This window comes from Chryseobacterium fluminis (assembly GCF_026314945.1).
Taxonomy (GTDB): domain Bacteria; phylum Bacteroidota; class Bacteroidia; order Flavobacteriales; family Weeksellaceae; genus Chryseobacterium; species Chryseobacterium fluminis.
In genome coordinates this window covers 3,335,614-3,360,919 of the sequence record NZ_CP111121.1, presented here as the reverse complement: position 1 = coordinate 3,360,919, position 25,306 = coordinate 3,335,614, and the positions used below count along the sequence as shown (strand labels likewise).

The window sequence follows — 25,306 nt, the reverse complement described above, 5'->3', positions numbered from 1 at the left end:
TAGTCATAATTAGAATCTTAAATAAACATTAGTAAAGAAAGTTCTTCCTCTGTCATACCAAAGCTTTGGACCAAAGTAAGGCGTCGCTCTCTGGTACTCTTCCAAAGCATCCGGAAAATTAGCAAGTCTTCCCTGCTCAAAACCTCCGGTTACGTAATCTCTGTTGTTTAAAATATTGTTTACCGAAATACTGATTCCCATCCTGTATTTCCCAAACTGGAATGATTTACCGGCATTGGCATTCAGCATAAACTGATCATCAAATTTCTTTTGCGCCGTAAGTTGCTGGATAAGTTCAGGTGTTACGCCGTCATAATACATGTCAGTCGTACCGGGAACCGTGTAAAGAGCTGCTGTCTTGTTAAGTGCTGAAAAGTCCAGATACTGGTCCATCAGATAATTGGCAGAAGCGCCAACCCACCAATATCGGGAAGAATTGTATCTCAGCCCTAAAGAGAAAGCTTTTTGAGGCGTGCCTGCAACTTTATAATCTTTTATGTTTGCAGCTCCGAAGCTTCTGAACCCGTTCTGGTCATCAAATGAATACACCTGAGGAGTATTGGTAAATTTATATTCTCCAATACTTGCTACTCCCACAGCATTCAAGGTAGGTGTTATTTTTACATCAAATCCTAATTCAGCTCCCAAATACCTTTTATCTGCTCCACTCATAGCTTCATTGATCAATGTATTATATGATCCTGTGCTTGTAGAAGATGCGGCAGCATAATATCTGGAAATCTCCGTGGAATTACTGATGGTTGTATAATAACCCGATAATCTTAGCTTTAAGATCTGACCTCGCATGATATAGCTTAAATCATTAGAGTTAATAATTTGATTTTTAACTCCGGGAGTCAAATAATCAACAACTCTTGGGTTAATAAAAATCTCATTAAGGGTCGGTGCCAAACTAAAAAATGCTCCGTTATAGACAATGAAGTTCTTACCGTTAATTTTATAAGTAATTTTACCTTTGATCCCGGCGTCTATAGCATCATAGACAGCGCTTTTACCTTTAGAATTATTTACAAATTGCGCAATACCGCTTCTGTAATCTCCATTTCTGTAAGATTCTGAGTAGGAAGAGAAGATAGACGCTACAAAATTCCATTTTGCAAAATCTACTTCTGTAGATATGTTTAAAGTATAATGATTTTTTGTAAGTTGGTAAGAATACTGAGTTCTGTTACCTTCTTTTACCTGATAATTCGGATCATCAATATTATATTGCGCATCATTGTTAAACGGATTAAGATTGTAAGCATAATTTGCTCCTAATAAATCCTTAACTCTTCTAAAATTATCTGATTGTAAATTCTGATAATTGAAGTTGATGTTCAATTTCCAGTTATCACTAAGTCTTGTATCAAAGTGTGACGCCAGATTGAAAGTTTTATCTTTATTTACATCCTCTACCAATGTGTAGGAAGCTCCTCTTTTCGAGTCATCCATATTGGTGAGGTTAATGCGGTTTGCATTATATAAATAATCCCAGTCAATTTGAGATTGGGCTCTAAACTCGTCCGCTGTCAGAAGACCATAGCTCGGCAATTTTCTGTAGTACGTAGGATTCGGATCAGAGGCATGGAACCAGTCTAATCTGCTTCTTGCATCGCTGCCGATCTGGTAAGAAACCGTGTTGGTCCAGTTTGAGTTTTTACCGACTTTTAAATAATCGGTTAACATAAACATCGGTTCGAAAACCTTTCTGATTCTGGAATTTCTTTTTTCTCCGTCTTGCCATCCCCAGTATGAGTTATAGTCTTTTCCCATAATATCATACACTTCCTGGGTGTTTGGAGAGTTGGAAGCTCTGTAAGTGGGCGAACCGAAAGCTGTTAAGTTAATCGAGTGTCTGTCGCTGAATTTCTTCTCAATAGATCCGAAGTAAGCATACGCATCCTGGTAAACCCCGTCAATGATTGCATTGTCACCCCATCTTCTGCTGGCAGAGAAAGTAAATGCCCAACCTTTTTTCGAAAGACCTGAAGAATAAGTCGCCATTAATCTGTGCAGATAACTCCTGTTGGTAAATGAATAGGCCAATGAAGTTTGTTTTCTATAGCTGGAAGCTCTCGTATTATAATAAACAACACCACCCAAATTTCCGAAAGTATATTCTGAAGGAGTAATATTATCTACATTTTCGTAAGGATATCGGGTTACATCATTAAGACCACCCCAATTGCTGAAGTCTATTCTTCCGTCATCATTTTTAGACATCGAGACCCCGTTAAAAACAACGTCCTCAAATCTATTATCCACCCCTCTCGGTCTGAACCAGTAGGCTCCCAATTCAAAAGCAGAAACATTTTGGAAAGCATCTCTCCCGGAACTTAAAAGTCCCACAGTAGGCTGCATGGCAGAACCTCCGTCTTCTGTGTCGTTGGCAGAATCGTCAATTACGACAACTCCTGCATCTGATCCTACACTGTAATTAAGCGTAATCACACCTAAGTCTTTTCTCTTCTCATCATTCGTCACATCAAATTCCAGAATCTTAGATTCATAGCTTGATTTTGTAACGGTAATAAGATAATGGCCAGGTTTTAAATCCACAAACTGGAAGTATCCAATTTTATCCGCAGTTTTGTCATCGTCGGATTCTGCCAGATCTACTTCTGCTCTCTCTACAGGCTTACCGTCCTGATCTTTAACATACGCATAAACAGTCGTTTGCGCAAAGTAATAGGAAGCAGGCAGTAAAGTAAACAAAGAGATTAGGGATAGTTTTTTAATCATAATAAACTTATTTTTAACTCCTAATTTATTTAAGGGGCCACAAATTTAGAACTATTTTCATAAACACAAACATTTTCAATATTTTATTCTATTAATTTTTCTTAACGCACTAGTATTTCGATAATAAATCCTGCTATTTACCATCGATTGCAAAAACAATCCTCTATATATATTTTAGTGCGATAAGCTATTATGACAGATAAATTGTTATTATTAAGGCAGAATATTAAATGATTTATCTGGTTTCACATCGGTCAGGTCAAATATTTTTGTCTTCCATTAATCACGACATTCAATAAGCATAGATTGTTAAATATTTTTAACACCGTATTTTATATAAAATTAGTACTTTTAACCCCTTAAAATTTTGAATATACTAAGAGCATGAAAAAATATCTGATTGCTGCTGCAGTTTTTTGCTACGGATTTGCATTTTCACAACAAAAACAGGTAAAAAGGGCTGCTGTAGGTTTTTTGAACGTAGAAAACCTCTGGGACATTGTTCCATCAGCAGATTATATAGACGGAACATTGTCTGTTTCCAATCCTGCATTTCACAGGAGTGTGCCTGTCGACTCGCTGAAATTTCTGGAAACAACTGAAGATTATAAAGGGGAATGGAATGACGACCTTCTGAAAGGTAAAAAAGTGATACGCCATCAGGTCCTGGCAGAGGAATTTACAGAAAACAGCCCGAAAAGATGGGGCGCGAAGTTCTACAACCAGAAACTGGAAAATGAAGCCAGAGTTATTTCAGAACTGGGAAGACAATATACTAACGATAACCCTGCCATCTGCGGGTTAATCGAAGTCGAAAACAGACAGGTCATTGAAGATCTGATTAAGCAGCCGGCTTTAGCCAAAAGTAATTACGGAATTGTTCATTTCAATTCTTATGATTCAAGGGGTATTGATGTAGCTATTATTTATCAGAAAGGAAGATTTTCAGTTTTAGATTCATACAAAAGGGAAATTAAAATCTTTAACGAAGACGGAAGAAGAGAATACACCAGGGACATTGTGGTTGCCATAGGCCTGCTGGATGGTGAAAAAGTAGCTGTTTTAATGAACCACTGGCCTTCCAGAAGAGGGGGCGAAGCGATTTCACAAGCCAAAAGAAATGCAGCAGCGACCGTACTGAAAACTGAAATGGATAAAATAACTGCTGAAAATCCGGGAATCAAAATTTTCTCCATGGGCGATTACAATGATGATCCCGTAAGCCCGAGTCTGAAAAAATATCTCAGTGCAGTAGGTGATCCGGGCGACTTATCTGATAAATATCCTTATTATAATTTAATGTATAAATTATTTAAAGCGGGAGTAGCTTCTCTTGCTTACAGAGATGCTCCGAATCTGTTTGATCAGATTATTGTTTCAAAGAATTTATATTCTCCTGAAAAACTGACTCCTACTTACAGCATTTTTAAGGCTGAGATTTATGCTCCTTCCTATTTGGTGAACAAAGAAGGCCAGTGGAAAGGATATCCCTTACGTTCATGGGATGGAGACCGATTCACCGGAGGCTACAGTGACCACTTTCCGGCAGTTTCAATTGTTCAGAAAGAATATGTAAAAAAATAAATTAAACGAAGCTGTTCCAGAAGGATTGTATTTTTACTGAAATACGTCTCGGTATTAATGATCAGTTTAATTTGTGATTTATTACTGGTAACAGTTAAAAATAAAAAAGGTTCAGAGTAATTCTGAACCTTTTCATTTTATATAGCAAAAATTATTTATTAAATAATTCTTCCACTTTATCCCAGTTAACTACAGAGAAGAACGCTGCTACATAATCAGGTCTTCTGTTCTGATAGTTTAAATAGTAAGCATGTTCCCATACATCAAGTCCTAAAACCGGAGTTCCTTTAACGTCTGCAACAGGCATTAACGGGTTATCCTGGTTTGGAGTTGAAGATACAGAAACGGAACCGTCAGTATTTTTTACCAACCAGGCCCATCCTGAACCGAATCTTGTCTTAGCAGCATCAGAAAAATCCGTTTTAAATTTTTCAAGGCCTCCGTACGTTTCAATAGCAGCTTTTACATTTCCTACAGGTTCATTGCTTCCCCCAGGCGTTAAAATTTCCCAGAATAAAGAATGGTTAAAATGTCCACCCCCGTTATTTCTTACCGCTGGTTTATCAGTCCCTGTCTGGCAGATTTCTTCTATTGTTTTTTCTTCTAAGTCGGTCCCTTTTATGGCATTATTTAAATTGTCGATGTATGCCTGATGATGCTTGGTATGGTGGATTTCCATCGTTTTCGCATCAATAGTAGGCTCCAGTGCATCATAAGCATATGCTAATTTTGGTAATTCAAATGACATAATTATTATTTTTAATGTTATAAACCAAAGTTAGCCATAAATTAATCCATATTCAAAAAAAGGGGATTACTTTAATAAATCTTTAACATTGATATATTAATTTATAATACGATAGTTAGGAGGTAAGGAAGCTTGAATATGGACCTACAGCGGATTGAGAATTAAATAATAACAATTCGATAAATATAATTTTTTATCCTGAAATTTAATTATTCTGAAATCAACCCATGTATCATTTGATCAAAAACAAAAAGCACGGACCCAGAGATCCGTACTTCTTTAACAATATTAATCTATTAATTTATTTATTCATAGACATCAGGAATTCTTCGTTATTACGGGTTCCTCTGATGTTTTTACTTACGAATTCCATGGCTTCGATAGGATTCATTTCTGAAAGATATTTTCTCAGAATCCACATTCTCTGAGACGTCACCTCATCCAGAAGCAAATCATCTCTACGCGTGCTTGAAGCAACCAGGTCAATGGCAGGGTAAATTCTTCTGTTGGCAATTTTACGGTCTAACTGAAGTTCCATATTACCCGTTCCTTTGAATTCTTCAAAAATCACTTCATCCATTTTTGAGCCTGTGTCAATAAGAGCCGTTGCGATAATCGTCAATGATCCTCCACCCTCGATTTTTCTGGCAGCTCCGAAAAATCTTTTCGGCTTATGAAGAGCATTCGCATCAACCCCACCCGATAAAACTTTACCGGAAGCAGGTGTCACGGTATTATAAGCTCTTGCCAATCTTGTAATGGAATCCAGTAAGATCACCACATCATGTCCGCATTCAACCATTCTCTGTGCTTTTGCCAGTACAAGGTTCGCTACTTTTACATGTTTTTCCGCTGCTTCATCAAATGTAGATGCGATCACTTCCGCATTTACGCTTCTTTCCATATCGGTAACCTCCTCGGGACGTTCGTCAATAAGAAGCACCATCATATAAACTTCCGGGTGATTGGCAGCAATGGAATTGGCAATATCTTTAAGCAACATGGTCTTACCGGTTTTAGGCTGGGCGACGATCATGGCTCTTTGTCCTTTCCCGATAGGTGCAATTAAATCAACAATTCTGGTAGACATGGTAGAATTATTTCCGGTAAGATTAAATTTTTCTTCCGGGAAAAGCGGGGTAAGGTATTCGAAAGCGACACGGTCTTTAATAAAGGCAAGATCACGTCCGTTCACCTCTGTTGGCTTCAATAAAGAGAAATATTTTTCACCTTCTTTCGGAAGCCTCACGATTCCCCTTACGGTATCTCCTGTTTTTAAACTGAAATTTCTGATCTGTGCGGTAGATACATACACATCATCAGGAGAAGAAATATAACTGAAATCTGACGAACGTAAAAATCCGTAATTATCAGGTAAGATTTCCAGAACCCCTTCAATGCTTACCATCCCGTCGAAACTGAACTCTTTTTTGTGCTCGTGGTGTTCCTCCTGTCTTTCAGAATGCTGTTGTCTGTTCTGATTCTGATTCTGGTTTTGGTTTTGGTTTTGATTCGAATTCTGGTTCTGATTCTGATTCTGATTTCTATGCTGGTTTCCGCTGTTTTGCGGTTGGTTTTGTCCCTTTTGAGATCTGGCCTGAGGCTGTTGTTGAGGATTGGCAGGCTTTTCTTCTGCTGGAGCAGATTCCTGAGATTCTGTGTTTTTAGGAGCTTCTGTTTTAGGCTGCGGGGCTTCGGTATTACCGGTTTCCGCTACAGGAACTCTTTTTCTTTTTTTCTTCGCTGCGTTGGCGTTTGAAGTTTCATCTGTGGTTGTTGCTGGTTTTGCCTCTTCAGGGTGTTCAGCTTTTACTTCTTCGGAAACAATTTCCTTTTCTTCAGTTTTTATTTCTGCGGCTTCCTGTGGTTCTGCAGCCGCTTTTGCCGCCGGGACCTTAGGTTTTGCAGGTGTTTTCCTTGGAGCAGCAGCTTTCTTCACAGGCGCTTTCGCTGGTTTTTCGGCGGGCGCTTCTTCAGCAGTTATACTCGCTTCTGTGGTATTGAAATAATCTTTGGATACTTTAGGGTTAGAAGCTTGAAAGTCGAGAATAGCAAATATTTTATCATTCTCATTGCTGTTTCTTGCAACTTTAACGCCTAAATCCTTCAAGATTTTAGTCAGTTCCGTTACGGATTTTGACCTTAACGTTTCTATGTTAAACATATTTAATGTAAAAATGTAATTAATTGTGAGTAAGAAAAGTAAGTCCGGTGACTTTTAATTTTCAAGTACATTGTATAATGCAAATCTACACTTATTTTTGAATTGTGCAAAATTTATACTACTTTTGCCTGGAATTTAATATTCAATGTTACAAAGAATACAGACAATATGGACTTTTTTAGCAGTTTTGGCTGCTGTATTTCTGTTCGTTACAGGGCAGGATATGATCATTTCAGCTTCTATTCCTATCCTTGATATAGGCTGTGTGATCCTGGTTTTGGTTGGATTACTGAGTGTATTCAGCTTTAAAAACAGAAAGAGACAGATTTTGCTGAATACCATCAGCATTATTATAAACGCTTTGTTGATTGGTGTATTGATTTACTGGTTGCAAAACTTATCCGGAGGAATTCAGTTTCCTGAGAAGGGTATTGAGCCGGTTTTTCCATTGATCGCGGTGATCTGTTTGATTATTTCAAACACATACATCAAGAGAGATGAAAGGCTCGTAAAATCTGTAGACAGACTTCGATAACCGTACAACGATTTTTTGAGTAAGAACAGCTTCTTTTTAGGAGCTGTTTTTTTTATGCCGGCCAGTCATTTCTTTCGGCTTATTAGAAATAAGTAATTTCGTTGCAACATTTACGTTTATATCACGACAGATTATTAATAAATTCGATTTAAAATGAAAAAACTTACCTATCTTACCTTTTCTCTTTTTTCAGTTTTCTCCTTTGCGCAGCAGGTATCAGAAGAAAGAATCCGGACCGTACTTTCTACCCTGGCTTCCGACGAAATGAAAGGCCGGGAAATCGGAACTCCGGAAAATGACAATGCAGCCCATTATATTGCTGCACTTTTTAAAGAAAATAATTTAGAATACTGCACCGGAAATTCTTACCTGGTTCCCTTTAATTACAAAGGAAAAACGGTCTACAATGTATGTGGAATAAAGAAAGGAAAAACAGATCAATATCTCGGTTTCTCCGGTCATTTCGATCATATCGGAACAACCGGTAAAACAAATGGTGATAACATCTATAACGGCGCCGATGATGATGCCAGCGGCATTACCACACTGGTGGGAATTGCAGACTATTTCAAAAACAAAAAGCCAGATTTCTCTATGGTTTTCATGGCATTTAACGGAGAGGAAAAAGGGATGCTGGGCTCAACAGCGATTTCTACCGATAAGACACTGGATCCCATTTACAATAATCTTACTTCCCTTTTTAATTTTGAAATGGTGGCAACGGAATCAGAATTTGGCAAAAATGCAGTATTCATGACCGGTGACGGGTTTTCAGATCTTGCCGGAATTTTTAATAAAAATGCGGCGAACGGACTGAAAATACATCCCGACCCATATGCTAAGGAACAGTTGTTTTACAGATCCGATAACGTCAGCTTTGTGAAAAAGAAAATCATTGCCCATTCTATTTCTACGGCAGACATGAGTAAAATAAAGCATTATCATCAGGTAAGCGATGATGTCACTGTAGTGGATTTTGATAATCTCACCCGGATCATCAATAATTTTGGTACAACTTTAGAAAAGCTGTCTCCAGAGAATTTTGCCCCTAAATATAATGACAAAGTAAGATTTTAATAAAATTTTAATGCTATCGAAAACCACTGATTCCGGTGGTTTTTATTTGATATTAAATCAAAATCTTCAGCAAAGTCTTTTAATTGCCCGAAGACTGTAACGAATCCTCGTAAACGGTAACTTATCACACTAAAGTAAAAGACTATTAAAAAACGTCTTATCATTTTAATTATGTAATTTTGCTATCCAATTTTTTCATTGAATGAACCAATATATTAAAATACTAAAGTTCGCGAGACCTCACCAAAAATACATCTACGGAAGTTTATTCTTCAATATTTTATATTCCGTATTTCAGATTGCTTCTTTAGGGACCATTTTACCGGTTTTAGGAATGCTTTTCGGAACCATTGAAGCTAAAAAATACAGTACGGCACCTGTTTATTCGGGTGACATTTTAGACTTTTTTGACTATGTCAAAGAATACGCCAATTATTATGTTCAGAGTTTAGTGACAGAACATGGTGCACTCAGCGTACTGGCGTGGCTTTGTATCATTACGGCCTTTATGTTTTTACTTCGGAATATCTTCAGATATCTGGGTTCATTTTTGCTGATCAATTATCGTGTAGGAGTTACCAAGGATCTGCGGGGAGCCATGTACAGAAAGATCCTTTCTTTACCGGTTTCCTTCTTTACGGAAAGCCGGAAAGGAGATCTGATGTCCCGTATGTCGAATGATGTGGGTGAAGTGGAAGGTAATATTCTAGGCAGCCTGGTTGAGCTTATTAACGCTCCGTTTATGTTAATCAGTACACTGGTGACGCTTTTCTTTTTGAGTACAGAGATGACTCTTTTCTCATTATTGGTACTGCCGGTAATGGGAACGATGATCGCCTTAATCGGAAAAAGTCTGAAAAAGGATTCTCACGAAGCGCAGAACGAAATGGGAAACATCTTTTCTATCGTTGATGAAACCCTGAAATCTACCAAAGTGATTAAGATTTTCAGCGCCGAGAAAATAATGGATACCCGGTTTATGCAGTCTATGCAGCGTTGGATCAACAGCTCAATACGGTTAGGAAGAAAAAAAGAACTGGCATCGCCCATGAGTGAATTTTTAGGTTCAGTTACGTTCCTGATTATCGCCTGGTACGGCGGAAAACAGATTATCGTGGAACAAAGCATTTCTCCGGCAGATTTCCTAGTGTTCTTAGGTATTTTTTTCCAGATATTGCCTCCTGTAAAGAGTTTGTCACAGTCTATCTCCAATGTTCAGAAGGGAGAAGCTTCTCTTGAGAGAGTTCTGGAAATCCTTGATGCTGATGTAAAAATCGATGAAGCACCCAACCCGGTTTCAATTTCAACGCTAAATCATTCAATCGAGTTTAATAATATCGGATTCTTTTATGATAAAGACCATGCAATCCTTAAAAACTTCTCGCTCAGTATTCCCAAAGGAAAAACAGTAGCGCTGGTAGGACAGAGCGGCAGTGGGAAAACAACGATTGCCAATCTTCTGGCGAGGTTCTATGATGTTTCGGAAGGGGAAATTATGATCGACGAAACGAATATAAAAAATCTAAATCTGAAAAATTACCGACAGCTCTTGGGAATGGTTACTCAGGAATCTGTATTATTCAATGATACGGTTTATAATAATATCTTAATGGGTAAACCTGATGCCACCCGGGAAGAAGTGATCGCCGCAGCAAAAATTGCCAATGCCGATGCTTTTATCACAAGACTACCTGAAGGATATGATTCTAATATCGGTGATGACGGAGGCAAGCTTTCCGGAGGACAGAAACAAAGGGTTTCAATTGCCAGAGCCGTACTGAAAAATCCACCGATCATGATTCTGGATGAAGCTACATCTGCTTTAGATACCGAATCGGAAAGATTTGTGCAGGATGCGCTGGAAAAAATGATGGAAAACAGAACTTCACTGGTCATTGCCCACCGGCTTTCAACCATTCAGAAAGCAGACTGGATTGTGGTCATGGAGAAAGGCGATATTGTGGAACAGGGAACACACCATGAGCTTATGGCTAAGAAGGGCACTTATCAGAAATTGGTAGAGCTTCAGAATTTTGATTAAAGGCTCTTCATTATAATTTAAATAATCCCTGTAAAATCATCAGAGTACTTCTGCAGAATCACAAGCCTGGCAGAAGTACTCTTTTTTTATGCAGAAAAACAAGAACAGCCTCGTTTTGTATTACAATGAGAGATCGGGTGCTTAAGGCAATGGAAACAAGTTGAAATACCTGCTGGTATAAAAATATCCGTAATGATTATTTAAGTCTGATATACCGGTTAAAAACGCACTGCATATCCTTTTAATTAAATCCGTTTAAGAGAAAGGATATATTACTTTTGTGCTTTATTTTTCTGCTGACCGCTATTGTAATTTTATTCCCGTTAATTAAGGTATCTTTTAAAATATAATCTCCGGAATTTTTTTTATTATTCAGAAGGATGTAATACTCTGCCTGAGAAACCCATGATTGTCCGTACAACAATACATTTTTAAATTTAGGAGCATTTTTTACTTTCAGTTTATTGAATTCTTTTTTGTCAGTTGCGGTATATACACCTCCAAATGAAGTATAGTTCCAATGCAAAGCTTCATTCGCAAAACAGACATACCGTTTGTCGTCATCGCATTTCACCGTTTTTGTATCTTTTGAATATTCGCTGAACGTGGTGCATGAACAGAGGCTGGCGATCATTAAAATTAAAAGGAAAAATTTCATCGGCTTATTTTTAAATCATATTTAAATATAACGAAAAAAAAGACTGCTTCCTTCGAAACAGTCCTGTTAATATTTTAATACAGAATCTAATCTTTCATTCTGGCAATCACATCCAGACCTCCTTTTGTGATATCTCCGATCTTACAGATAATCTCGGTATCCAGCGGTAAAAAGACATCCATTCTCGACCCGAATTTAATAAACCCGAATTCGTGTCCTGCCTTAGCATGATCTCCTTCATTACAGTAGAAAACAATTCTTCTTGCCACATAGCCCGCAATTTGTCTGAAAACCACCTTATGATTCGTCAGACTCTGTACGGCAATCGTCGTTCTTTCGTTCTCAGTAGAAGATTTCTCGTGCCATGCAACCAGATATTTTCCGGGATGATATTTTTTGTAAATGACTTCTCCTGAAACAGGATACCGGCATATATGAACATTCAGAGGAGACATAAAAATGGAAACCTGGATGGCTTTTCCTTTAATAAATTCATCTTCTTCCACTTCTTTGATCATGACCACCTTTCCGTCAACCGGGGCAATAACATTTTCTCTGTGCTCAAGGATTTCACGATTCGGAACCCTGAAGAACCAAAATACCAAACTGTACACCACCAATAACGGCAGCACGATCACTAATGACCACATTTCAAGAAAATAAATAGCCAGCGCACCAATAATGATAAACAGTAGGGTTGCAACGGTAATTGTTCCTTTTGATTCTCTGTGTAATTTCATGAGATTAAATAAATTTTTCTAAAATAAAGTACAAATATACGACAGGAACGCAGATTAAAAAACTATCAAGCCTATCTAATACGCCACCGTGTCCCGGTATAATGTTTCCGCTGTCTTTGACTGCGAAATTTCTTTTAAGCTGGCTTTCTACCAGATCGCCCGCAGGAGCAAAGGCTGCCACAAGAAATCCTACCACCATCCAGTTTCCGCGAAGATCAGGATGATACTGCTCCACAAAATATGATAATACCAAAGTCAGTACTACTCCACCGACATACCCTTCCCAGGTCTTTTTAGGAGATATTTTAGGCGCCATTTTATGCTTCCCGAGGAACTTTCCTGTCAAATAAGCAAACGTGTCACTACTCCATATGAGAATAAACAAGAACAGAACCTCCAGGGAAAACCGGTCTTCATAACTTGAGAACTTAGGCAGACCCAGCGCAAAACTGAAGGGTAAGGCTACATAAATAACCGTAAAAATGAGTTTTCCGCTGTCAAAGTATAATTCATTGGGATACTTGAATAAAGTGACCACTGCGACCACAATTAAGACCAGAGCCAAAATCTCACTGAGCCTGAAATCAAAAAAGAAATCATGATGAAAATACCTTTTGGAAAAAATATAAAAGATAAATCCTACCAGTGGAAAAACGACCCATTTCTCATAACTGTTTCCAAACTTCATGATCTTTACACATTCCCATGAGCCTACTGCCATCAGAAATGTGATTAAACCGTAATACAGGTATTCCTGCTTTGCTGATTCCGGAGAGATGCTGTTAATAAGCTGAGCGCCTAAAGGCGTTGTACACAGAATAATAACGGCAACGTACACAATTCCGGAAAGGGTTCTTTGAATGAGGTTTTTGTCCAAAATTTAAAATTTAGAATAAAGCTTAATCTTCCAGCAACAATAAAAACAGTTTTGTATTGGAATGAGAAGACGTATCAAGTTTCGAATGGCTGCCGCTGATAGAAGTAAGATTCTTAATGTTCCCGTTTCTCTTTATTTTCCCCATAGCATCGTTTAGATTATTGACAATCTGCGAAACATTGGCTATGATAATAATCTTACCGGGTAATCTTGATGAGTGATAATGAAGGATGTTATTATGAGAAAGCATGATCCTTCCGTCATATGCGATCAGATATTCGCAGGTGATAAAAGCCGCATCACTTGAGTGCTCCATTTCCGGGGTATAAGGAACTTTCACGACATTTAGGAAGTTTTGCAGTTCTTTATCCCAACAGAATACCTTCCCGATGCCTTCTATTTTGATAATCTGATGTAATGTCTGTAGCGCTTCCGCTTCATCGGCACAATAATTAAAAAATCCTCCCGAGTGCGTAAACAATTGGGCAAACTTATAGTCGAGATCCGCATTTTTCAGCGAGTCCCCTAACTTTTCCAGGCTTGGTTTTTCTTCTTCCTCAGGCTGGTTGGTAAATTTACTAACAATCCTCTTGAATAAATTCAACTTAATTTATTTTTAGTCTACTTTATACAAAAGTAAAAAATTAATTATAATAGACTCCTAAAATCTGCCTCTAAATATGAAAAAACCTGACAATTTTCTTGTTGTCAGGTTTTAATTTATTGTTTTGTAAAGAATTTTAAAGTTGAGTAGGACTTTCAGGGGACTGAATTCCGGTTTCTCCTTCTTTTTCTTTTATAATAATCTGTTCAGTAGGCTCTATCACATCAGGAATCGTGTTGGTAACAGGTTTCTCTGTGAGTTCAGGATCCCAGGCTCTTTTTCCGAAGACCTCTTCCAGATCTTCACGGAAAATAACTTCTTTTTCCAAAAGCTTATTGGCCAAAGCATCCAGTTTGTCTTTATTATCTGTAAGAATCTGAACTGCTCTGCTGTACTGAGTCTCAATAATTCCTTTTATTTCTGCGTCAATCTTTTTTGCCGTTTCTTCAGAATAAGGTTTCCCAAAAGAATATTCAGACTGTCCTGAGCTGTCATAGTAAGAAATATTACCAATATTCGGACTCAGACCATAAATGGTTACCATCGCCTGTGCTCTTTTGGTTACACTTTCCAAATCTGAAAGGGCTCCTGTGGAAATATTATTGAAGATCACCTGCTCTGCGGCTCTGCCTCCCAATGTGGCACATAATTCGTCCAACATCTGTTCTGTAGTCGTCAGCTGTCTTTCTTCCGGCAGATACCATGCAGCTCCCAGAGAACGTCCTCTTGGAACGATCGTTACTTTAAGCAATGGTGAAGCGTGTTCTACCAACCATGAAATAGTGGCGTGTCCCGCTTCGTGGTAGGCTACTCTCTTCTTTTCAGAAGGCTTAATGGCTTTATTCTTTTTCTCAAGACCTCCGATGATTCTGTCTACAGCGTCAAGGAAATCCTGTTTTGTTACTGAAGTATGGTTATTTCTTGCTGCAATTAATGCGGCTTCGTTACATAAATTGGCTATGTCTGCTCCACTGAATCCCGGTGTTTGTTTTGCCAGGAAATCACGGTCTACATTGTCATCAAGTTTGATTTTCTTTAAGTGAACATCCAGAATCTGTCTTCTTTCATGCAGCTCAGGAAGATCCACAAAGATAGAACGGTCAAAACGTCCTGCTCTCATCAAAGCCTTATCCAGGATATCAGCTCTGTTGGTAGCTGCCATGACAATAACATTGGTATCGGTTCCGAAACCATCCATTTCCGTAAGAAGCTGGTTCAGGGTATTTTCTCTTTCATCATTTCCGCCTGAGAAATTATTTTTTCCTCTGGCACGTCCGATGGCATCAATCTCATCAATGAAGATAATGGCCGGAGACTTCGCTTTAGCCTGAGCAAAGAGATCTCTTACTCGCGACGCTCCTACTCCTACAAACATTTCCACGAAATCAGATCCCGAAAGTGAAAAGAAAGGAACTTTAGCTTCACCCGCTACTGCTTTTGCCAGTAACGTTTTTCCTGTTCCCGGAGGCCCTACTAAAAGGACACCCTTAGGAATTTTACCTCCCAGTTTCGTATATTTTTCAGAATTCTTCAGGAAATCCACAACTTCCTGTACTTCTTCTTTAGCACCTTCAAGACCTGCAACATCTTTAAAGGTCACCTGAATTCTTTCTTTTTCGTCAAAAAGTTTGGCTTTAGACTTTCCTATGGAGAAAATCTGTCCACCGGGACCTCCGCCACCGCCCATCTTTCTGAAAAGAAGGAAATAGAATAATCCTAAAATGGCGATCCAGATCAGTGCTGAGAACAAAATATCCATAAACGGATTTTTACCAGCCCCGTAATCTTTTGAGGTTTTAATGGCCGGATTTGCGGCTTTTACCTGATCAAATTTCTGAAGAAAAAGTTGAAGATCTCCGTACTTTACAGAATAATCTGCTTTTGGAGCCATTGAGAAAGCAGAAAGCGGGTCGTTTTCTTTGGTTTTACTCACCATCGCTGTTTTTGCTGCCTGCGTAAGGAACACATCGGCTTTCTCGGTATCTTTGTATATTATTACATTCTGAACTTTTCCGGACTGCATTTCTCTGAAGAAACCATCTTCATCGATAGATTTTGCATTTTCACCCCCTAAAAAATTAGAACCGAAAAGTAACAAAAGAGCTATGATTGCAATCGGAAAAAACCAGTTGAATCCTTTATTATTCATCTATTTTTTTTAAAATTTAATATTCGCTTTCAATTTTTGTAATTTTCGCATCTCCCCAAAGTTCCTCGATGTCATAATATTCACGAGTTTCTCTCTGGAAGATATGAACGACTACTGTAACATAATCTACCAAAACCCACATGGAGTTTTCAGTACCTTCTACATGCCATGGTCTGTCTTTAAGATCATTTCTTACCTTCTTCTCTACACTTCCTGCCAACGCAGATACCTGTGTATTAGAATTTCCGCTACAAATTATAAAAGTTTCTGCTACAGAGTTTTCTATGTTTGAAAGATCGAAAATCATAATATCTTCACCTTTTACATCCTGGATAGCCTCTACAATTTTATCTATTAGCGCTTGCTTTTCTGCTGTTTTATTCATTAAAATATCTATAATCTGCAAATTTATTGTTTTTTCTTTAGTTTAGCCTTATTTTTAGCCCTTTAAAAGTCTTAAAGTTTTCTTAAATGAGCCAATTGTTTTATCTTAAAGCCTGTTCTTCTACTAATGACGAAATATCAAAGTTTTTACTTTACGAAAAATCTGATTTTTTAGGTTTACATACATTCAATCAAACAAAAGGCCGCGGCCAGTACGGAAATACATGGGCTTCAGCCGCTGAAAAAAATGTGGCGTATACATTAGCCGTGAAAACGCAAAATTTCAAAGTCTCCGATTATATGTTCAATTATTATACCGCAATCATCATCAGAGATTTCCTTGCCAAATTGACTGATCTCCCTGTTTATATCAAATGGCCCAATGATATAATTCTTAAAAATAAAAAAATAGTCGGAATTCTGATAGAAAAGAAAAAAATTATTCAGAGTAATTACTTTATCATGGGAGCCGGATTTAATGTTCTTCAGGATAATTTTGATGAAATATCGAATGCAGGATCACTTCTGACCCAGACGGGGCAGAGATTTGAGCTGGAAGATTTCACCCTGAAACTCCATAATTATCTGACAGAAAAACTAAAAAACTATCCTTCTGAGCAGGAAATTATGGAAGAATTTAACCGCAATCTTTTCCGTAGAGATCAGGTTTCGGTTTTTGAGATCAAAAAAGAAAGACAAAATGGCATCATCAGATATGCAGATGAAAAAGGAGAACTGTGGATCGACCTGGAAAATGACGGATTACAGCGTTTTTATCACAAAGAGATAAAGTTGCTTTACTGATTCGCTCTTTTTAAATATAAATAGGCTGCAAGCGGAAAAAAAACAATATTCGGAAACCACATGGCCAGTACAGGTGACATGCTTTTATTTTCCGATACTACCTTTAATGCTTCGAACGAAAATACAAATACGAACGCCAAAGAGATTCCAAGTGCAAGGTTAATCCCCAGACCGCCACGCTTCTTCTGAGAAGAAAGCGAAAGCGCCAGAAATGTTAAAATCACAATAGAAATAGGCATCGAAGTCCTCTGATAAAGCTCGTTAAGGTGGGCATTAAGGTTACTGTTTCCCTTTTCGGTTTCCCTTTTAATGAATTTTAAAAGCTCAGGAGTCGTTTTATTCTGTCCTAAAAGTTCGTTGGGGAAAAGCTCATCAGGATCGTGGCCATAGCTTTTGATCAGCTCGTAACCATTGGCCAGTTTCTCAGAATCATCACTGTTAATGGTTTTCTCAAGGTAACTGTTAAGGATAAATTTCTTTTTTGTGTTGTCCCAAAGTACATCAGAAGCTTTAAGCTCATAAATCATCTTCCTGTTCTTATCAAACTTCTGGAAAATAAACCCGGAACCTCTTTTCTCCCTCTTATTCCAGGAATTAATAAAAATATACTCCGTTCTGCTCAGCTGTGCAGACACGGGTGCCGTTCCCAAAACTTTTTCTTTATTGGCCGCATTGTAAGTATAAGCTTCCAACTGGTTTTTCTGAATATTAGCCCAGGGCAATACGAAATGATTGATTCCCAATGACAATACCGCAATAAACAGAGAGGTAAGCAGATAAGGTTTTGCGAAACGGTGAAAACTTGCTCCACTGCTTATTATCGCTACAATTTCTGTATTGTTGGCCAGCCTTGATGTAAAATAGATTACTGAAATGAACACCAAAACGGATAAAAAAGTCATCACCAAATTGATGATCCAGAATGGATAAAAATGGATAAGAAAATAAGTCAGATCCAGTTTAGGATCAATGAGTTTAGCATTTTCAATCCTTGGAATTTTCTGCTGAACATCAATAACCAAAACCACGATAGACAGCAATATCAACATGAAACTAAAGGTTCCAAGGTATTTTTTAATGATATATCGGTCTATTATTTTCAGCATCTTACTGCGCTTTATTTTAAATATTGATCATTTTAGTGGAATTTTCCCACCGGTGTCAGTGTTTATTCAACTGTTATTTTTAAAGTCTCTGTCTGAGAACGGGAACAACAGAGCGTTTCCATTCGTAGAAATCACCTGCCAGGATATGCTCTCTCGCTACCTTTACCAAATCAAGATAAAATGCAAGATTGTGAATGGAAGCAATTTGTTTTGCCAGGTATTCTTTAGACACAAATAAATGTCTTACATACGCTTTTGAATATTCTCTGTCTACAAAACTTGTCCCAAACTCATCCAAAGGCGAAAAGTCTTTTTTCCACTTTTCATTTTTCATATTCATTACACCCTGCCATGTGAAAAGCATTGCATTTCTTGCATTTCTTGTCGGCATTACGCAGTCCATCATATCAATACCTAACCCGATAGACTCTAGAATATTCCATGGCGTACCTACTCCCATCAGATATCTTGGTTTTTCTTTTGGCAGGATATCGGTCACTTCGTCGGTGATCCGGTACATCTCCTCTTCAGGTTCTCCTACAGAAAGTCCTCCGATCGCATTTCCTTCAGCTCCGGATTCTGAAATGACCTCTGCCGAGATTTTTCTTAAATCAGAATAGGTAGATCCCTGAACGATTGGAAAAAGCCTTTGTTTATGACCATATAATTCCGGATTACTCTCCGTCCATTCAATACATCTCTTTAACCATCGGTGGGTAAGTTCCATGGATGTTTTAGCCTGATTATACTCACAGGGATACGGTGTACATTCATCGAAGGCCATGAAAATATCGGCTCCGATCTGTCGCTGGATTTCCATTGACTTTTCCGGAGAGAACATATGATAACTTCCGTCGATATGCGATTTGAATCTTGCTCCTTCTTCCGTCATCTTTCTGCTGCTTGCCAGGGAAAATACCTGAAAACCTCCTGAATCTGTAAGAATAGGAAGATCCCAATTCATGAATTTGTGTAGACCTCCGGCCTCCTGCATGGTTTCCATGCCGGGACGAAGGTATAAATGATAGGTATTACCCAAAATGATCTGGGCTTTAATGTCTTCTTTTAATTCTCTCTGGTGAACGGTTTTTACACTGGCCACCGTTCCGACAGGCATAAAAATAGGAGTCTGAATCTTACCGTGATCTGTGGTAATTTCTCCTGCTCTGGCCTTGCCTTCAGAGGTTTTTTCTATATTAAAAAATTTTTGCATCATAACTATCTTGCGAAAGACGGGACATTCCCGTTCTTCTTCAATTTATCCTTTACATACTGATCCGCTTTCGGATCTTTTTCTAATACTATTTTTTGGGCGTCTTCAGCTATTCCCTTCATTTTATTTTTAACAACATAATATTTGAAGCTGGCATTAAAATCATCAGGTTTCACCTGGTGTGTTTTCAGAACATACCTTGTTCCTGCTTCCATGTTTGAGTTCGGATACAGAAAAGTAGCCTGATCACTGATTGCGAGGTCAGCCATAATTTCGGCCATCTTTTTGGTATCGATCAGGTTTTTTGGCTTATCGACATAATCTCCGCATGAAAACAGAGTTAACAAAACGAAAATGAAGATCAGCTTTTTCATAATCTGTTGATTAATGATTTCCATTTTAAATTTAATACTCCAAAAACAGCTTCATGAATAATTCCGCCGTTCATTTTACTTTCTCCCAAAACTCTGTTGGTAAAAATAATAGGGACTTCTACAATTTTGAAACCCTTCTTAAAAGTTCTGAATTTCATTTCAATCTGAAACCCATATCCTTTCAGCCTTACATTATCCAGTCCGATTTCTTCCAGAACGTTCCGGGAAAAACAAACAAAACCTGCCGTTGTATCATGAATGGTAAGTCCTAAAATAAATCTTACATATCTGGATGCAAAATAAGAAAGCAATACTCTTCCCATGGGCCAATTGACCACATTTACTCCTTTAGAGTACCGGGACCCGATCGCCATATCCGCATTCAGACAGGCTTCATATAATTTTGGAAGATCATTGGGATTATGTGAAAAATCGGCATCCATCTCAAAAATATAGTCATATTTATTCTGGAGGGCCCATTTAAATCCATGGATATATGCTTTTCCCAAACCGTCTTTTACATGTCTCACCGAGAGGTGCAGGTTGTGAGTAAATCTTCTTTGCAGATCTCTCACAACTTCAGCCGTTCCGTCGGGGGAGGTATCATCCACAACCAAAATATGAAAGTCATCTTCCAATGCAAAAACAGCGGAAATAATATTTTCAATATTTTCCTTTTCGTTATACGTGGGGATAATGACCAGTTTTTTCATTTCGATTTGCAAAGATAGTTTATTTAACCTTTTTATTTTATACAAAATAATCTATAATTTTGCAAAAAAACATTCTGTTGCTGTTATCACAAAATTTCACAAACCATGTAAGAATACCCGAGAACAATGACTGGGTAATTTTTATACTGCTGGGCTGCATCTTCCTGTTCATTTTTATGATGAATGTTATCGAGAGAGATGCCAATTTAAAAGATTTCCTGCTTCAAAAATACTTTGATGCCAGCAACAATCTGCCCAGCTGGGTCATCACTTCGTGTGTAACCACTCTTACTCTTGCGGTTTTATTATCCCAATACATCCCCACGGTCCCAAAATACGTGGCCGATCTTCAGGTTATGGGCTATCAGATGAACAAATTCGGATATACCTTAACCGTTGTTATTTTATTTTATGTCTTAAAATCATCTTTCGGTTTCTTATTTTTCCAAAGTATCGGTGATGGAAAAAAATGGCCGGTATTTTATTTCACCTCCACAAAATTCTATTTCATCCTGTCTTTTCTGCTTATAATTTTATGTGTAGTCCATTATTATTTCCCTGTAGACAGAAGTAGAATATTTTATTACTATCTGTTGTTCTTTTCTTTTGTCTTCATTTTCAAGGTTTTTTTCTATTTATTTCACAAGAACAACGTATTACCTGAAAAATGGTATTATAAATTTTTGTATATTTGCACCCTCCAAATCGCACCACTTTTGTTGCTTTGGAAATTGTTGTTTTATTAATAAATGTCAATGATGAGAATAAAGTCTATTTTGGTTTCACAACCAGCGCCTAGTGAATCTTCGCCCTACCTGGATATAGCGAAAAAGGAAAAAATAAAGATTGATTTTCGCCCTTTCATCCATGTCGAGGGAGTTGACAACAAAGAACTTAGAACACAGAAGATAGATCTTACGCAGTATACCGGTATTATTTTTACCAGCAAGAATGCGATTGATCATTATTTCAGATTGGCTGAGGAACTTCGTTTTTCCGTTCCGGATACGATGAGATACATCTGCCAGTCGGAAGCTATTGCCAATTATCTTCAAAAACATATTGTTTACCGAAAAAGAAAGATCAGTTTCGGGGAGAAAAACTTCTCGGATCTTGCTCCTCTTTTCAAAAAATTCCCAACGGAAAAATACCTGCTTCCTTCTTCTGATGTGTTGAGTCCTGATATTGTTAAAACATTAGATTCCGCCAATATTCAGTGGACCAGAGCCATTATGTACAGAACGGTATGCAGTGATCTTACCGATATCAATATTAAGGATTATGATATGCTGATTTTCTTCAGCCCGCAGGGGATTAAATCCTTACAGCAGAACTTCCCTGACTTCAAGCAGGATGAAACGAAGATTGGCGTCTTCGGAACTACGACCTCGGCTGCTGCAGAAGAAGCTGGCTTAAAAGTAGACTTAATGGCTCCTACAAAGGAAACACCATCGATGACCATGGCATTAGAAAAATACATCAAAGCACTACACAAGTAGGATTTTGATATAAAATACAAACTCACCGTCTTTTCATAAAGGAAAGATGGTTTTTTTTTAATTAAATTTGAACAAGAATTAATATTAAAAGAAACGCCTGCAAAAAGATACTTTTTCAGGGAGAAAAACGTAGCAGCGCTTTAAAAATTTAAAACATTCGAATGAAAGCTCCACAGGCAAAAAAAATAGAAAAAATACTGGAAACACACGGAGATAAAAGGACCGACAATTATTTCTGGCTCAACGAAAGGGAAAATCCGGAAGTCATAAAATATCTTGAAGAAGAAAATGCCTACGCAAATTTCATCATGGAGGATACTGAAGCGTTTCAGGAAGAGCTTTTTGAGGAAATGAAGGCCCGTTATAAAAAAGATGATGAATCTCTACCCTATTTTTTTAATGGATACTGGTACATCGTTCGTTACGAAGAGGGAAAAGAATATCCTATTTTTTGCAGAAAGTATCAAAGTCTGGATAACGAAGAAGAAATTATTATCGATGTCAATGACCTGGCAGAAGGTGAAGACTATTTTGAAGTCGGCAGCCTCGCGGTAAGCCCGAATAATGAGATGGTATCCTTCTCTGAAGACAAAGTAGGGCGAAGAATTTATTCCATTCATTTTAAAGATTTAAAGACCGGAGAAATTCTTTCTGATAAAATCGACAATACGACAGGAAAAGCAGTCTGGGCTAATGATAACGAGCATGTTTTTTACATCCGAAAAGATGAAAGTCTACGTGCATTCCAGGTCTACAGACATAAATTGGGCACCGATGCTTCAGAAGATGTTCTTATCTTCCATGAAGAGGATGACACTTTTGACGTGAATGTCTTCAAAACAAAATCTCTGGAATATATTTTCATCGCAAGTTCAAGTACGATTTCCGACGAGCATAGATTCATTCCTTCCGATAATGTTTTTGCAGACTGGACGATCATTCAGCCGAGAATCGATGATCTGGAATATTCTGTAGAGCATTATGAAGACGAATTCTACATCATTACCAATGCAGATGATGCGTTTAATTTCAAAATCGTAAAAGCAAAGATCAGTAATTGCGGAATGGAAAACTGGGTGGATGTCATTACTCACCGTCCGGAAGTACTATTGGAAGGCTTTGAAATTTTCAGACATTATCTCGTCCTTGAGGAAAGAGAGGAAGGGCTGCTGCAGATCAAAATCATTGAAGAACAGACACAGGAATCATACTACCTTCCTTTTTCAGATCCTACTTATACTGCTTATATCGGCGTCAATCTTGAGTTTGACACGGAAATTTTACGCTATGGTTATACTTCACTGACCCAGCCAAGCTCTACTTACGAATATAATATGAAGGACAAAACCACCCGACTTTTGAAACAGCAGGAGGTTCTGGGTGGAACATTTTTCCCGGAAAATTACATTTCGGAAAGGATATGGGCAGAATCCCGGGATGGAGAGGTAAAAATTCCGATTTCTCTGGTTTACCATAAAGACACGAAAAAATCTGCAGATACCCCGTTGCTTCTGTACGGTTACGGAAGCTACGGTCATACCGTTGACGCAAGCTTCTCAAATGTGAGGCTGTCCATTTTAGACCGTGGTTTCATTTATGCCATTGCTCATATCAGAGGAGGTGAATATTTAGGAAGAGAATGGTATGAGAACGGAAAAATGATGTTTAAGAAGAATACCTTTTTTGATTTTATCGATGCCGGAAAATATCTGATTAAAGAAAATTACACTTCATCAAAACATCTGTATGCGATGGGCGGCAGTGCAGGCGGACTTCTGGTAGGTGCTGTGATGAATTATGAACCGGCTTTATTTAACGGAATCGTGGCGCAGGTCCCTTTTGTAGATGTTGTGACAACCATGCTGGATGAAACCATTCCTCTGACTACCGGGGAATACGACGAATGGGGAAATCCGAATGACGAAGAATATTATCATTATATGAAAGATTATTCGCCTTATGACAATGTAGAAGCTAAAGACTACCCTCATGCTCTGATCACCACCGGACTTCATGATTCCCAGGTTCAGTATTGGGAGCCTGCCAAATGGACGGCAAAATTAAGAGAGCTGAAGACGGATGACAATCTTCTGATCTTTAAGACCGATATGAGCTCAGGACACGGAGGTGCCAGCGGAAGATTCGAATCCCTAAAAGAGGATGCGCTGGAATATGCCTTCTTATTAAAATTAGAAAATAAAAAAGATGATTAACGACGCAGAATACTGGAAAAAAATACAGGAATTTTTTACCGAAAATTTTGACACTGAAAAAGATCCGCCTATTGAGACACTCTTATTTTTAATTGGCCTGCAGGAATTAGGAAGTGGTCAGCAGAAATATACCAAAGATGATAAATTAAATATTCTTCATATTGCCGTATGCAGATTACTCGAACCTTTCGGATACTATAAATTCTCGCATTACGAAGATGGCTGGCCACATTTTAACCAGCTGGAAGAACTTCCCGAATTGCGGCCTAATGAGCAGACGCTGCTTATGAAAAAGGCGATTATTCAATATTTTCAGGATGAAGAATTGATTTGAGAATTTGAAAATTTGAAAATTAAATAATTTGAAAATGGAAAGTAAAACCTACTTTCCATTTTTTGTTTTTTAGTTTGGCTAAAGCCAGATTTAATACGTTTATCTTGTAAATGGGCTAAAGACCGTTCCTGTTGATAAAATCATTGAATTTCTTCGTGAAAATATCAGTCATTAAGGGTTTATTAAAATCTGCTCTAACTGATCCAGTCCTCTTTTAAAACCGTCTTCAAAACCCATTTCCAGTAGCTGCTTCATGGCCTGCTCCGATTGAAAATGAATATTAACGGTAATTTTTGTTCCTTCTTCCACGCCGGTGAAACCGAACAGCCACCTGGTATCCGGAAAATCAGGATTTACCTGCCCGTTTTCATCACAGAAGTTATCGACACCGTCAAAACTTCTGTGTTCCATGATTTCACCGTATTTCATCTGCGCGTAATGCCTTTCACCCTCCGGTCCAATCATGGAGTAGAGCCAACTTCCGTCTTTCCTGAAATCCTGGTGTCTGGTTTCACACTTCCACGGTTTTGGAGCCCACCATTGATCCAGTAATTCCGATTGGGTAAAATAATTCCACATCTCTGAAACATCAGCGTTAAATATCTTCATAATATATACACTGTTCGAATCAAAATCTTTGTTAAAAATGATATCAGATTCCATAATACTATTTTGTTTTAAACAAAGCTACTTTTTTATTTTGTAACCTTACCGCACCTGTAAAAAGCCGTACAAATTCATAAA

Annotated in this window: 23 protein-coding genes; 9 read left to right on the top strand and 14 right to left on the bottom strand. The window is 38.0% G+C overall.

The window, feature by feature from the left end; translation table 11 throughout:
* Nucleotides 1-9: 9 nt before the first annotated feature.
* Nucleotides 10-2,745 carry a carboxypeptidase-like regulatory domain-containing protein gene (locus tag ODZ84_RS15385; RefSeq protein WP_266173303.1) on the bottom strand — a complete coding sequence of 912 codons (2,736 nt, stop codon included), beginning with the start codon at nt 2,743-2,745 and terminating at the stop codon, nt 10-12.
* Nucleotides 2,746-3,129: 384 nt separating this feature from the next.
* Here ODZ84_RS15385 and ODZ84_RS15380 point away from each other — a divergent pair, with 384 nt between their 5' ends.
* A complete protein-coding gene (locus ODZ84_RS15380) occupies nt 3,130-4,329 on the top strand; it encodes an endonuclease/exonuclease/phosphatase family protein (protein WP_266173301.1) in 1,200 nt (399 codons plus the stop codon).
* A 151-nt stretch (nt 4,330-4,480) separates the two neighbouring features.
* Here the strand turns inward: ODZ84_RS15380 and ODZ84_RS15375 are convergent, their stop codons facing one another.
* Nucleotides 4,481-5,077 carry a superoxide dismutase gene (locus ODZ84_RS15375; protein ID WP_266173299.1) on the bottom strand — a complete coding sequence of 199 codons (597 nt, stop codon included), beginning with the start codon at nt 5,075-5,077 and terminating at the stop codon, nt 4,481-4,483.
* A gap of 301 nt (nt 5,078-5,378) precedes the next feature.
* Nucleotides 5,379-7,241, bottom strand: coding sequence for a transcription termination factor Rho (gene rho, locus ODZ84_RS15370; RefSeq protein ID WP_266173298.1), 1,863 nt, complete (start codon nt 7,239-7,241; stop codon nt 5,379-5,381).
* A 145-nt stretch (nt 7,242-7,386) separates the two neighbouring features.
* Here rho and ODZ84_RS15365 point away from each other — a divergent pair, with 145 nt between their 5' ends.
* From ODZ84_RS15365 to ODZ84_RS15355, 3 genes are all read left to right on the top strand, one after another.
* Nucleotides 7,387-7,776, top strand: a complete 390-nt coding sequence (locus ODZ84_RS15365) for a DUF4293 family protein (protein ID WP_266173296.1) — start codon at nt 7,387-7,389, stop codon at nt 7,774-7,776.
* A 153-nt stretch (nt 7,777-7,929) separates the two neighbouring features.
* Nucleotides 7,930-8,853 carry a M28 family peptidase gene (locus ODZ84_RS15360; protein WP_266173294.1) on the top strand — a complete coding sequence of 308 codons (924 nt, stop codon included), beginning with the start codon at nt 7,930-7,932 and terminating at the stop codon, nt 8,851-8,853.
* Between the two features lie 202 nt (nt 8,854-9,055).
* Nucleotides 9,056-10,894 carry an ABC transporter ATP-binding protein gene (locus ODZ84_RS15355; protein ID WP_266173292.1) on the top strand — a complete coding sequence of 613 codons (1,839 nt, stop codon included), beginning with the start codon at nt 9,056-9,058 and terminating at the stop codon, nt 10,892-10,894.
* Between the two features lie 241 nt (nt 10,895-11,135).
* Here ODZ84_RS15355 and ODZ84_RS15350 read toward each other — a convergent pair whose 3' ends face one another.
* The 6 genes from ODZ84_RS15350 to rsfS form a co-directional block, all read right to left on the bottom strand.
* The gene (locus ODZ84_RS15350) at nt 11,136-11,552 is read right to left on the bottom strand and encodes a hypothetical protein (protein ID WP_266173291.1); all 417 of its coding nucleotides are present in this window, start codon (nt 11,550-11,552) and stop codon (nt 11,136-11,138) included.
* A gap of 86 nt (nt 11,553-11,638) precedes the next feature.
* Nucleotides 11,639-12,292: a phosphatidylserine decarboxylase family protein gene (locus ODZ84_RS15345; RefSeq protein WP_266173290.1), complete on the bottom strand. Its 654-nt coding sequence runs from the start codon at nt 12,290-12,292 to the stop codon at nt 11,639-11,641.
* A 4-nt stretch (nt 12,293-12,296) separates the two neighbouring features.
* Nucleotides 12,297-13,169 (bottom strand): phosphatidate cytidylyltransferase, encoded by an 873-nt coding sequence (locus ODZ84_RS15340; protein ID WP_266173289.1) that lies wholly within the window; start codon nt 13,167-13,169, stop codon nt 12,297-12,299.
* Between the two features lie 22 nt (nt 13,170-13,191).
* Nucleotides 13,192-13,773 carry an LUD domain-containing protein gene (locus ODZ84_RS15335; protein WP_266173288.1) on the bottom strand — a complete coding sequence of 194 codons (582 nt, stop codon included), beginning with the start codon at nt 13,771-13,773 and terminating at the stop codon, nt 13,192-13,194.
* A 136-nt stretch (nt 13,774-13,909) separates the two neighbouring features.
* Nucleotides 13,910-15,922, bottom strand: a complete 2,013-nt coding sequence (ftsH, locus tag ODZ84_RS15330) for an ATP-dependent zinc metalloprotease FtsH (protein ID WP_266173286.1) — start codon at nt 15,920-15,922, stop codon at nt 13,910-13,912.
* 16 nt (nt 15,923-15,938) lie between these two features.
* Nucleotides 15,939-16,307 carry a ribosome silencing factor gene (gene rsfS, locus ODZ84_RS15325; protein ID WP_266173284.1) on the bottom strand — a complete coding sequence of 123 codons (369 nt, stop codon included), beginning with the start codon at nt 16,305-16,307 and terminating at the stop codon, nt 15,939-15,941.
* Between the two features lie 86 nt (nt 16,308-16,393).
* Here rsfS and ODZ84_RS15320 point away from each other — a divergent pair, with 86 nt between their 5' ends.
* A complete protein-coding gene (locus ODZ84_RS15320; protein ID WP_266173283.1) occupies nt 16,394-17,110 on the top strand; it encodes a biotin--[acetyl-CoA-carboxylase] ligase in 717 nt (238 codons plus the stop codon).
* Here ODZ84_RS15320 and ODZ84_RS15315 read toward each other — a convergent pair.
* From ODZ84_RS15315 to ODZ84_RS15300, 4 genes are all read right to left on the bottom strand, one after another.
* Nucleotides 17,104-18,213 carry an LptF/LptG family permease gene (locus ODZ84_RS15315; protein ID WP_266177382.1) on the bottom strand — a complete coding sequence of 370 codons (1,110 nt, stop codon included), beginning with the start codon at nt 18,211-18,213 and terminating at the stop codon, nt 17,104-17,106. The genes ODZ84_RS15320 and ODZ84_RS15315 overlap by 7 nt on opposite strands.
* Before the next feature lie 82 nt (nt 18,214-18,295).
* Nucleotides 18,296-19,429 carry a tRNA guanosine(34) transglycosylase Tgt gene (tgt, locus tag ODZ84_RS15310; protein WP_266177381.1) on the bottom strand — a complete coding sequence of 378 codons (1,134 nt, stop codon included), beginning with the start codon at nt 19,427-19,429 and terminating at the stop codon, nt 18,296-18,298.
* 5 nt (nt 19,430-19,434) lie between these two features.
* Nucleotides 19,435-19,803: a DUF4296 domain-containing protein gene (locus ODZ84_RS15305; RefSeq protein ID WP_266173281.1), complete on the bottom strand. Its 369-nt coding sequence runs from the start codon at nt 19,801-19,803 to the stop codon at nt 19,435-19,437.
* Nucleotides 19,800-20,516 carry a polyprenol monophosphomannose synthase gene (locus ODZ84_RS15300; RefSeq protein WP_266177380.1) on the bottom strand — a complete coding sequence of 239 codons (717 nt, stop codon included), beginning with the start codon at nt 20,514-20,516 and terminating at the stop codon, nt 19,800-19,802. The genes ODZ84_RS15305 and ODZ84_RS15300 overlap by 4 nt, the downstream gene beginning before the upstream one ends.
* 59 nt (nt 20,517-20,575) lie before the next feature.
* Here ODZ84_RS15300 and ODZ84_RS15295 point away from each other — a divergent pair, with 59 nt between their 5' ends.
* From ODZ84_RS15295 to ODZ84_RS15280, 4 genes are all read left to right on the top strand, one after another.
* Nucleotides 20,576-21,262 (top strand): DUF4271 domain-containing protein, encoded by a 687-nt coding sequence (locus tag ODZ84_RS15295; RefSeq protein WP_266173280.1) that lies wholly within the window; start codon nt 20,576-20,578, stop codon nt 21,260-21,262.
* Between the two features lie 12 nt (nt 21,263-21,274).
* Complete coding sequence (locus ODZ84_RS15290) at nt 21,275-22,015, top strand: uroporphyrinogen-III synthase (protein WP_266177378.1); 741 nt, start codon at nt 21,275-21,277, stop codon at nt 22,013-22,015.
* 161 nt (nt 22,016-22,176) lie between these two features.
* Nucleotides 22,177-24,228: a S9 family peptidase gene (locus ODZ84_RS15285; RefSeq protein ID WP_266173279.1), complete on the top strand. Its 2,052-nt coding sequence runs from the start codon at nt 22,177-22,179 to the stop codon at nt 24,226-24,228.
* Nucleotides 24,221-24,562 carry a hypothetical protein gene (locus tag ODZ84_RS15280; protein WP_266173278.1) on the top strand — a complete coding sequence of 114 codons (342 nt, stop codon included), beginning with the start codon at nt 24,221-24,223 and terminating at the stop codon, nt 24,560-24,562. The genes ODZ84_RS15285 and ODZ84_RS15280 overlap by 8 nt, the downstream gene beginning before the upstream one ends.
* Before the next feature lie 171 nt (nt 24,563-24,733).
* Here ODZ84_RS15280 and ODZ84_RS15275 read toward each other — a convergent pair whose 3' ends face one another.
* Complete coding sequence (locus ODZ84_RS15275) at nt 24,734-25,225, bottom strand: SRPBCC family protein (RefSeq protein ID WP_266173277.1); 492 nt, start codon at nt 25,223-25,225, stop codon at nt 24,734-24,736.
* Nucleotides 25,226-25,306 lie beyond the last annotated feature (81 nt).

What these genes read in the sequence shown, in the direction of transcription:
- ODZ84_RS15385 (WP_266173303.1), bottom strand. Translation starts at nt 2,745, where the DNA reads ATGATTAAAAAACTATCCCTAATCTCTTTGTTTACTTTACTGCCTGCT.
- ODZ84_RS15380 (WP_266173301.1), top strand. Translation starts at nt 3,130, where the DNA reads ATGAAAAAATATCTGATTGCTGCTGCAGTTTTTTGCTACGGATTTGCA.
- ODZ84_RS15375 (WP_266173299.1), bottom strand. Translation starts at nt 5,077, where the DNA reads ATGTCATTTGAATTACCAAAATTAGCATATGCTTATGATGCACTGGAG.
- rho (WP_266173298.1), bottom strand. Translation starts at nt 7,241, where the DNA reads ATGTTTAACATAGAAACGTTAAGGTCAAAATCCGTAACGGAACTGACT.
- ODZ84_RS15365 (WP_266173296.1), top strand. Translation starts at nt 7,387, where the DNA reads ATGTTACAAAGAATACAGACAATATGGACTTTTTTAGCAGTTTTGGCT.
- ODZ84_RS15360 (WP_266173294.1), top strand. Translation starts at nt 7,930, where the DNA reads ATGAAAAAACTTACCTATCTTACCTTTTCTCTTTTTTCAGTTTTCTCC.
- ODZ84_RS15355 (WP_266173292.1), top strand. Translation starts at nt 9,056, where the DNA reads ATGAACCAATATATTAAAATACTAAAGTTCGCGAGACCTCACCAAAAA.
- ODZ84_RS15350 (WP_266173291.1), bottom strand. Translation starts at nt 11,552, where the DNA reads ATGAAATTTTTCCTTTTAATTTTAATGATCGCCAGCCTCTGTTCATGC.
- ODZ84_RS15345 (WP_266173290.1), bottom strand. Translation starts at nt 12,292, where the DNA reads ATGAAATTACACAGAGAATCAAAAGGAACAATTACCGTTGCAACCCTA.
- ftsH (WP_266173286.1), bottom strand. Translation starts at nt 15,922, where the DNA reads ATGAATAATAAAGGATTCAACTGGTTTTTTCCGATTGCAATCATAGCT.
- rsfS (WP_266173284.1), bottom strand. Translation starts at nt 16,307, where the DNA reads ATGAATAAAACAGCAGAAAAGCAAGCGCTAATAGATAAAATTGTAGAG.
- ODZ84_RS15320 (WP_266173283.1), top strand. Translation starts at nt 16,394, where the DNA reads ATGAGCCAATTGTTTTATCTTAAAGCCTGTTCTTCTACTAATGACGAA.
- tgt (WP_266177381.1), bottom strand. Translation starts at nt 19,429, where the DNA reads ATGCAAAAATTTTTTAATATAGAAAAAACCTCTGAAGGCAAGGCCAGA.
- ODZ84_RS15305 (WP_266173281.1), bottom strand. Translation starts at nt 19,803, where the DNA reads ATGAAAAAGCTGATCTTCATTTTCGTTTTGTTAACTCTGTTTTCATGC.
- ODZ84_RS15300 (WP_266177380.1), bottom strand. Translation starts at nt 20,516, where the DNA reads ATGAAAAAACTGGTCATTATCCCCACGTATAACGAAAAGGAAAATATT.
- ODZ84_RS15290 (WP_266177378.1), top strand. Translation starts at nt 21,275, where the DNA reads ATGAGAATAAAGTCTATTTTGGTTTCACAACCAGCGCCTAGTGAATCT.
- ODZ84_RS15285 (WP_266173279.1), top strand. Translation starts at nt 22,177, where the DNA reads ATGAAAGCTCCACAGGCAAAAAAAATAGAAAAAATACTGGAAACACAC.
- ODZ84_RS15280 (WP_266173278.1), top strand. Translation starts at nt 24,221, where the DNA reads ATGATTAACGACGCAGAATACTGGAAAAAAATACAGGAATTTTTTACC.
- ODZ84_RS15275 (WP_266173277.1), bottom strand. Translation starts at nt 25,225, where the DNA reads ATGGAATCTGATATCATTTTTAACAAAGATTTTGATTCGAACAGTGTA.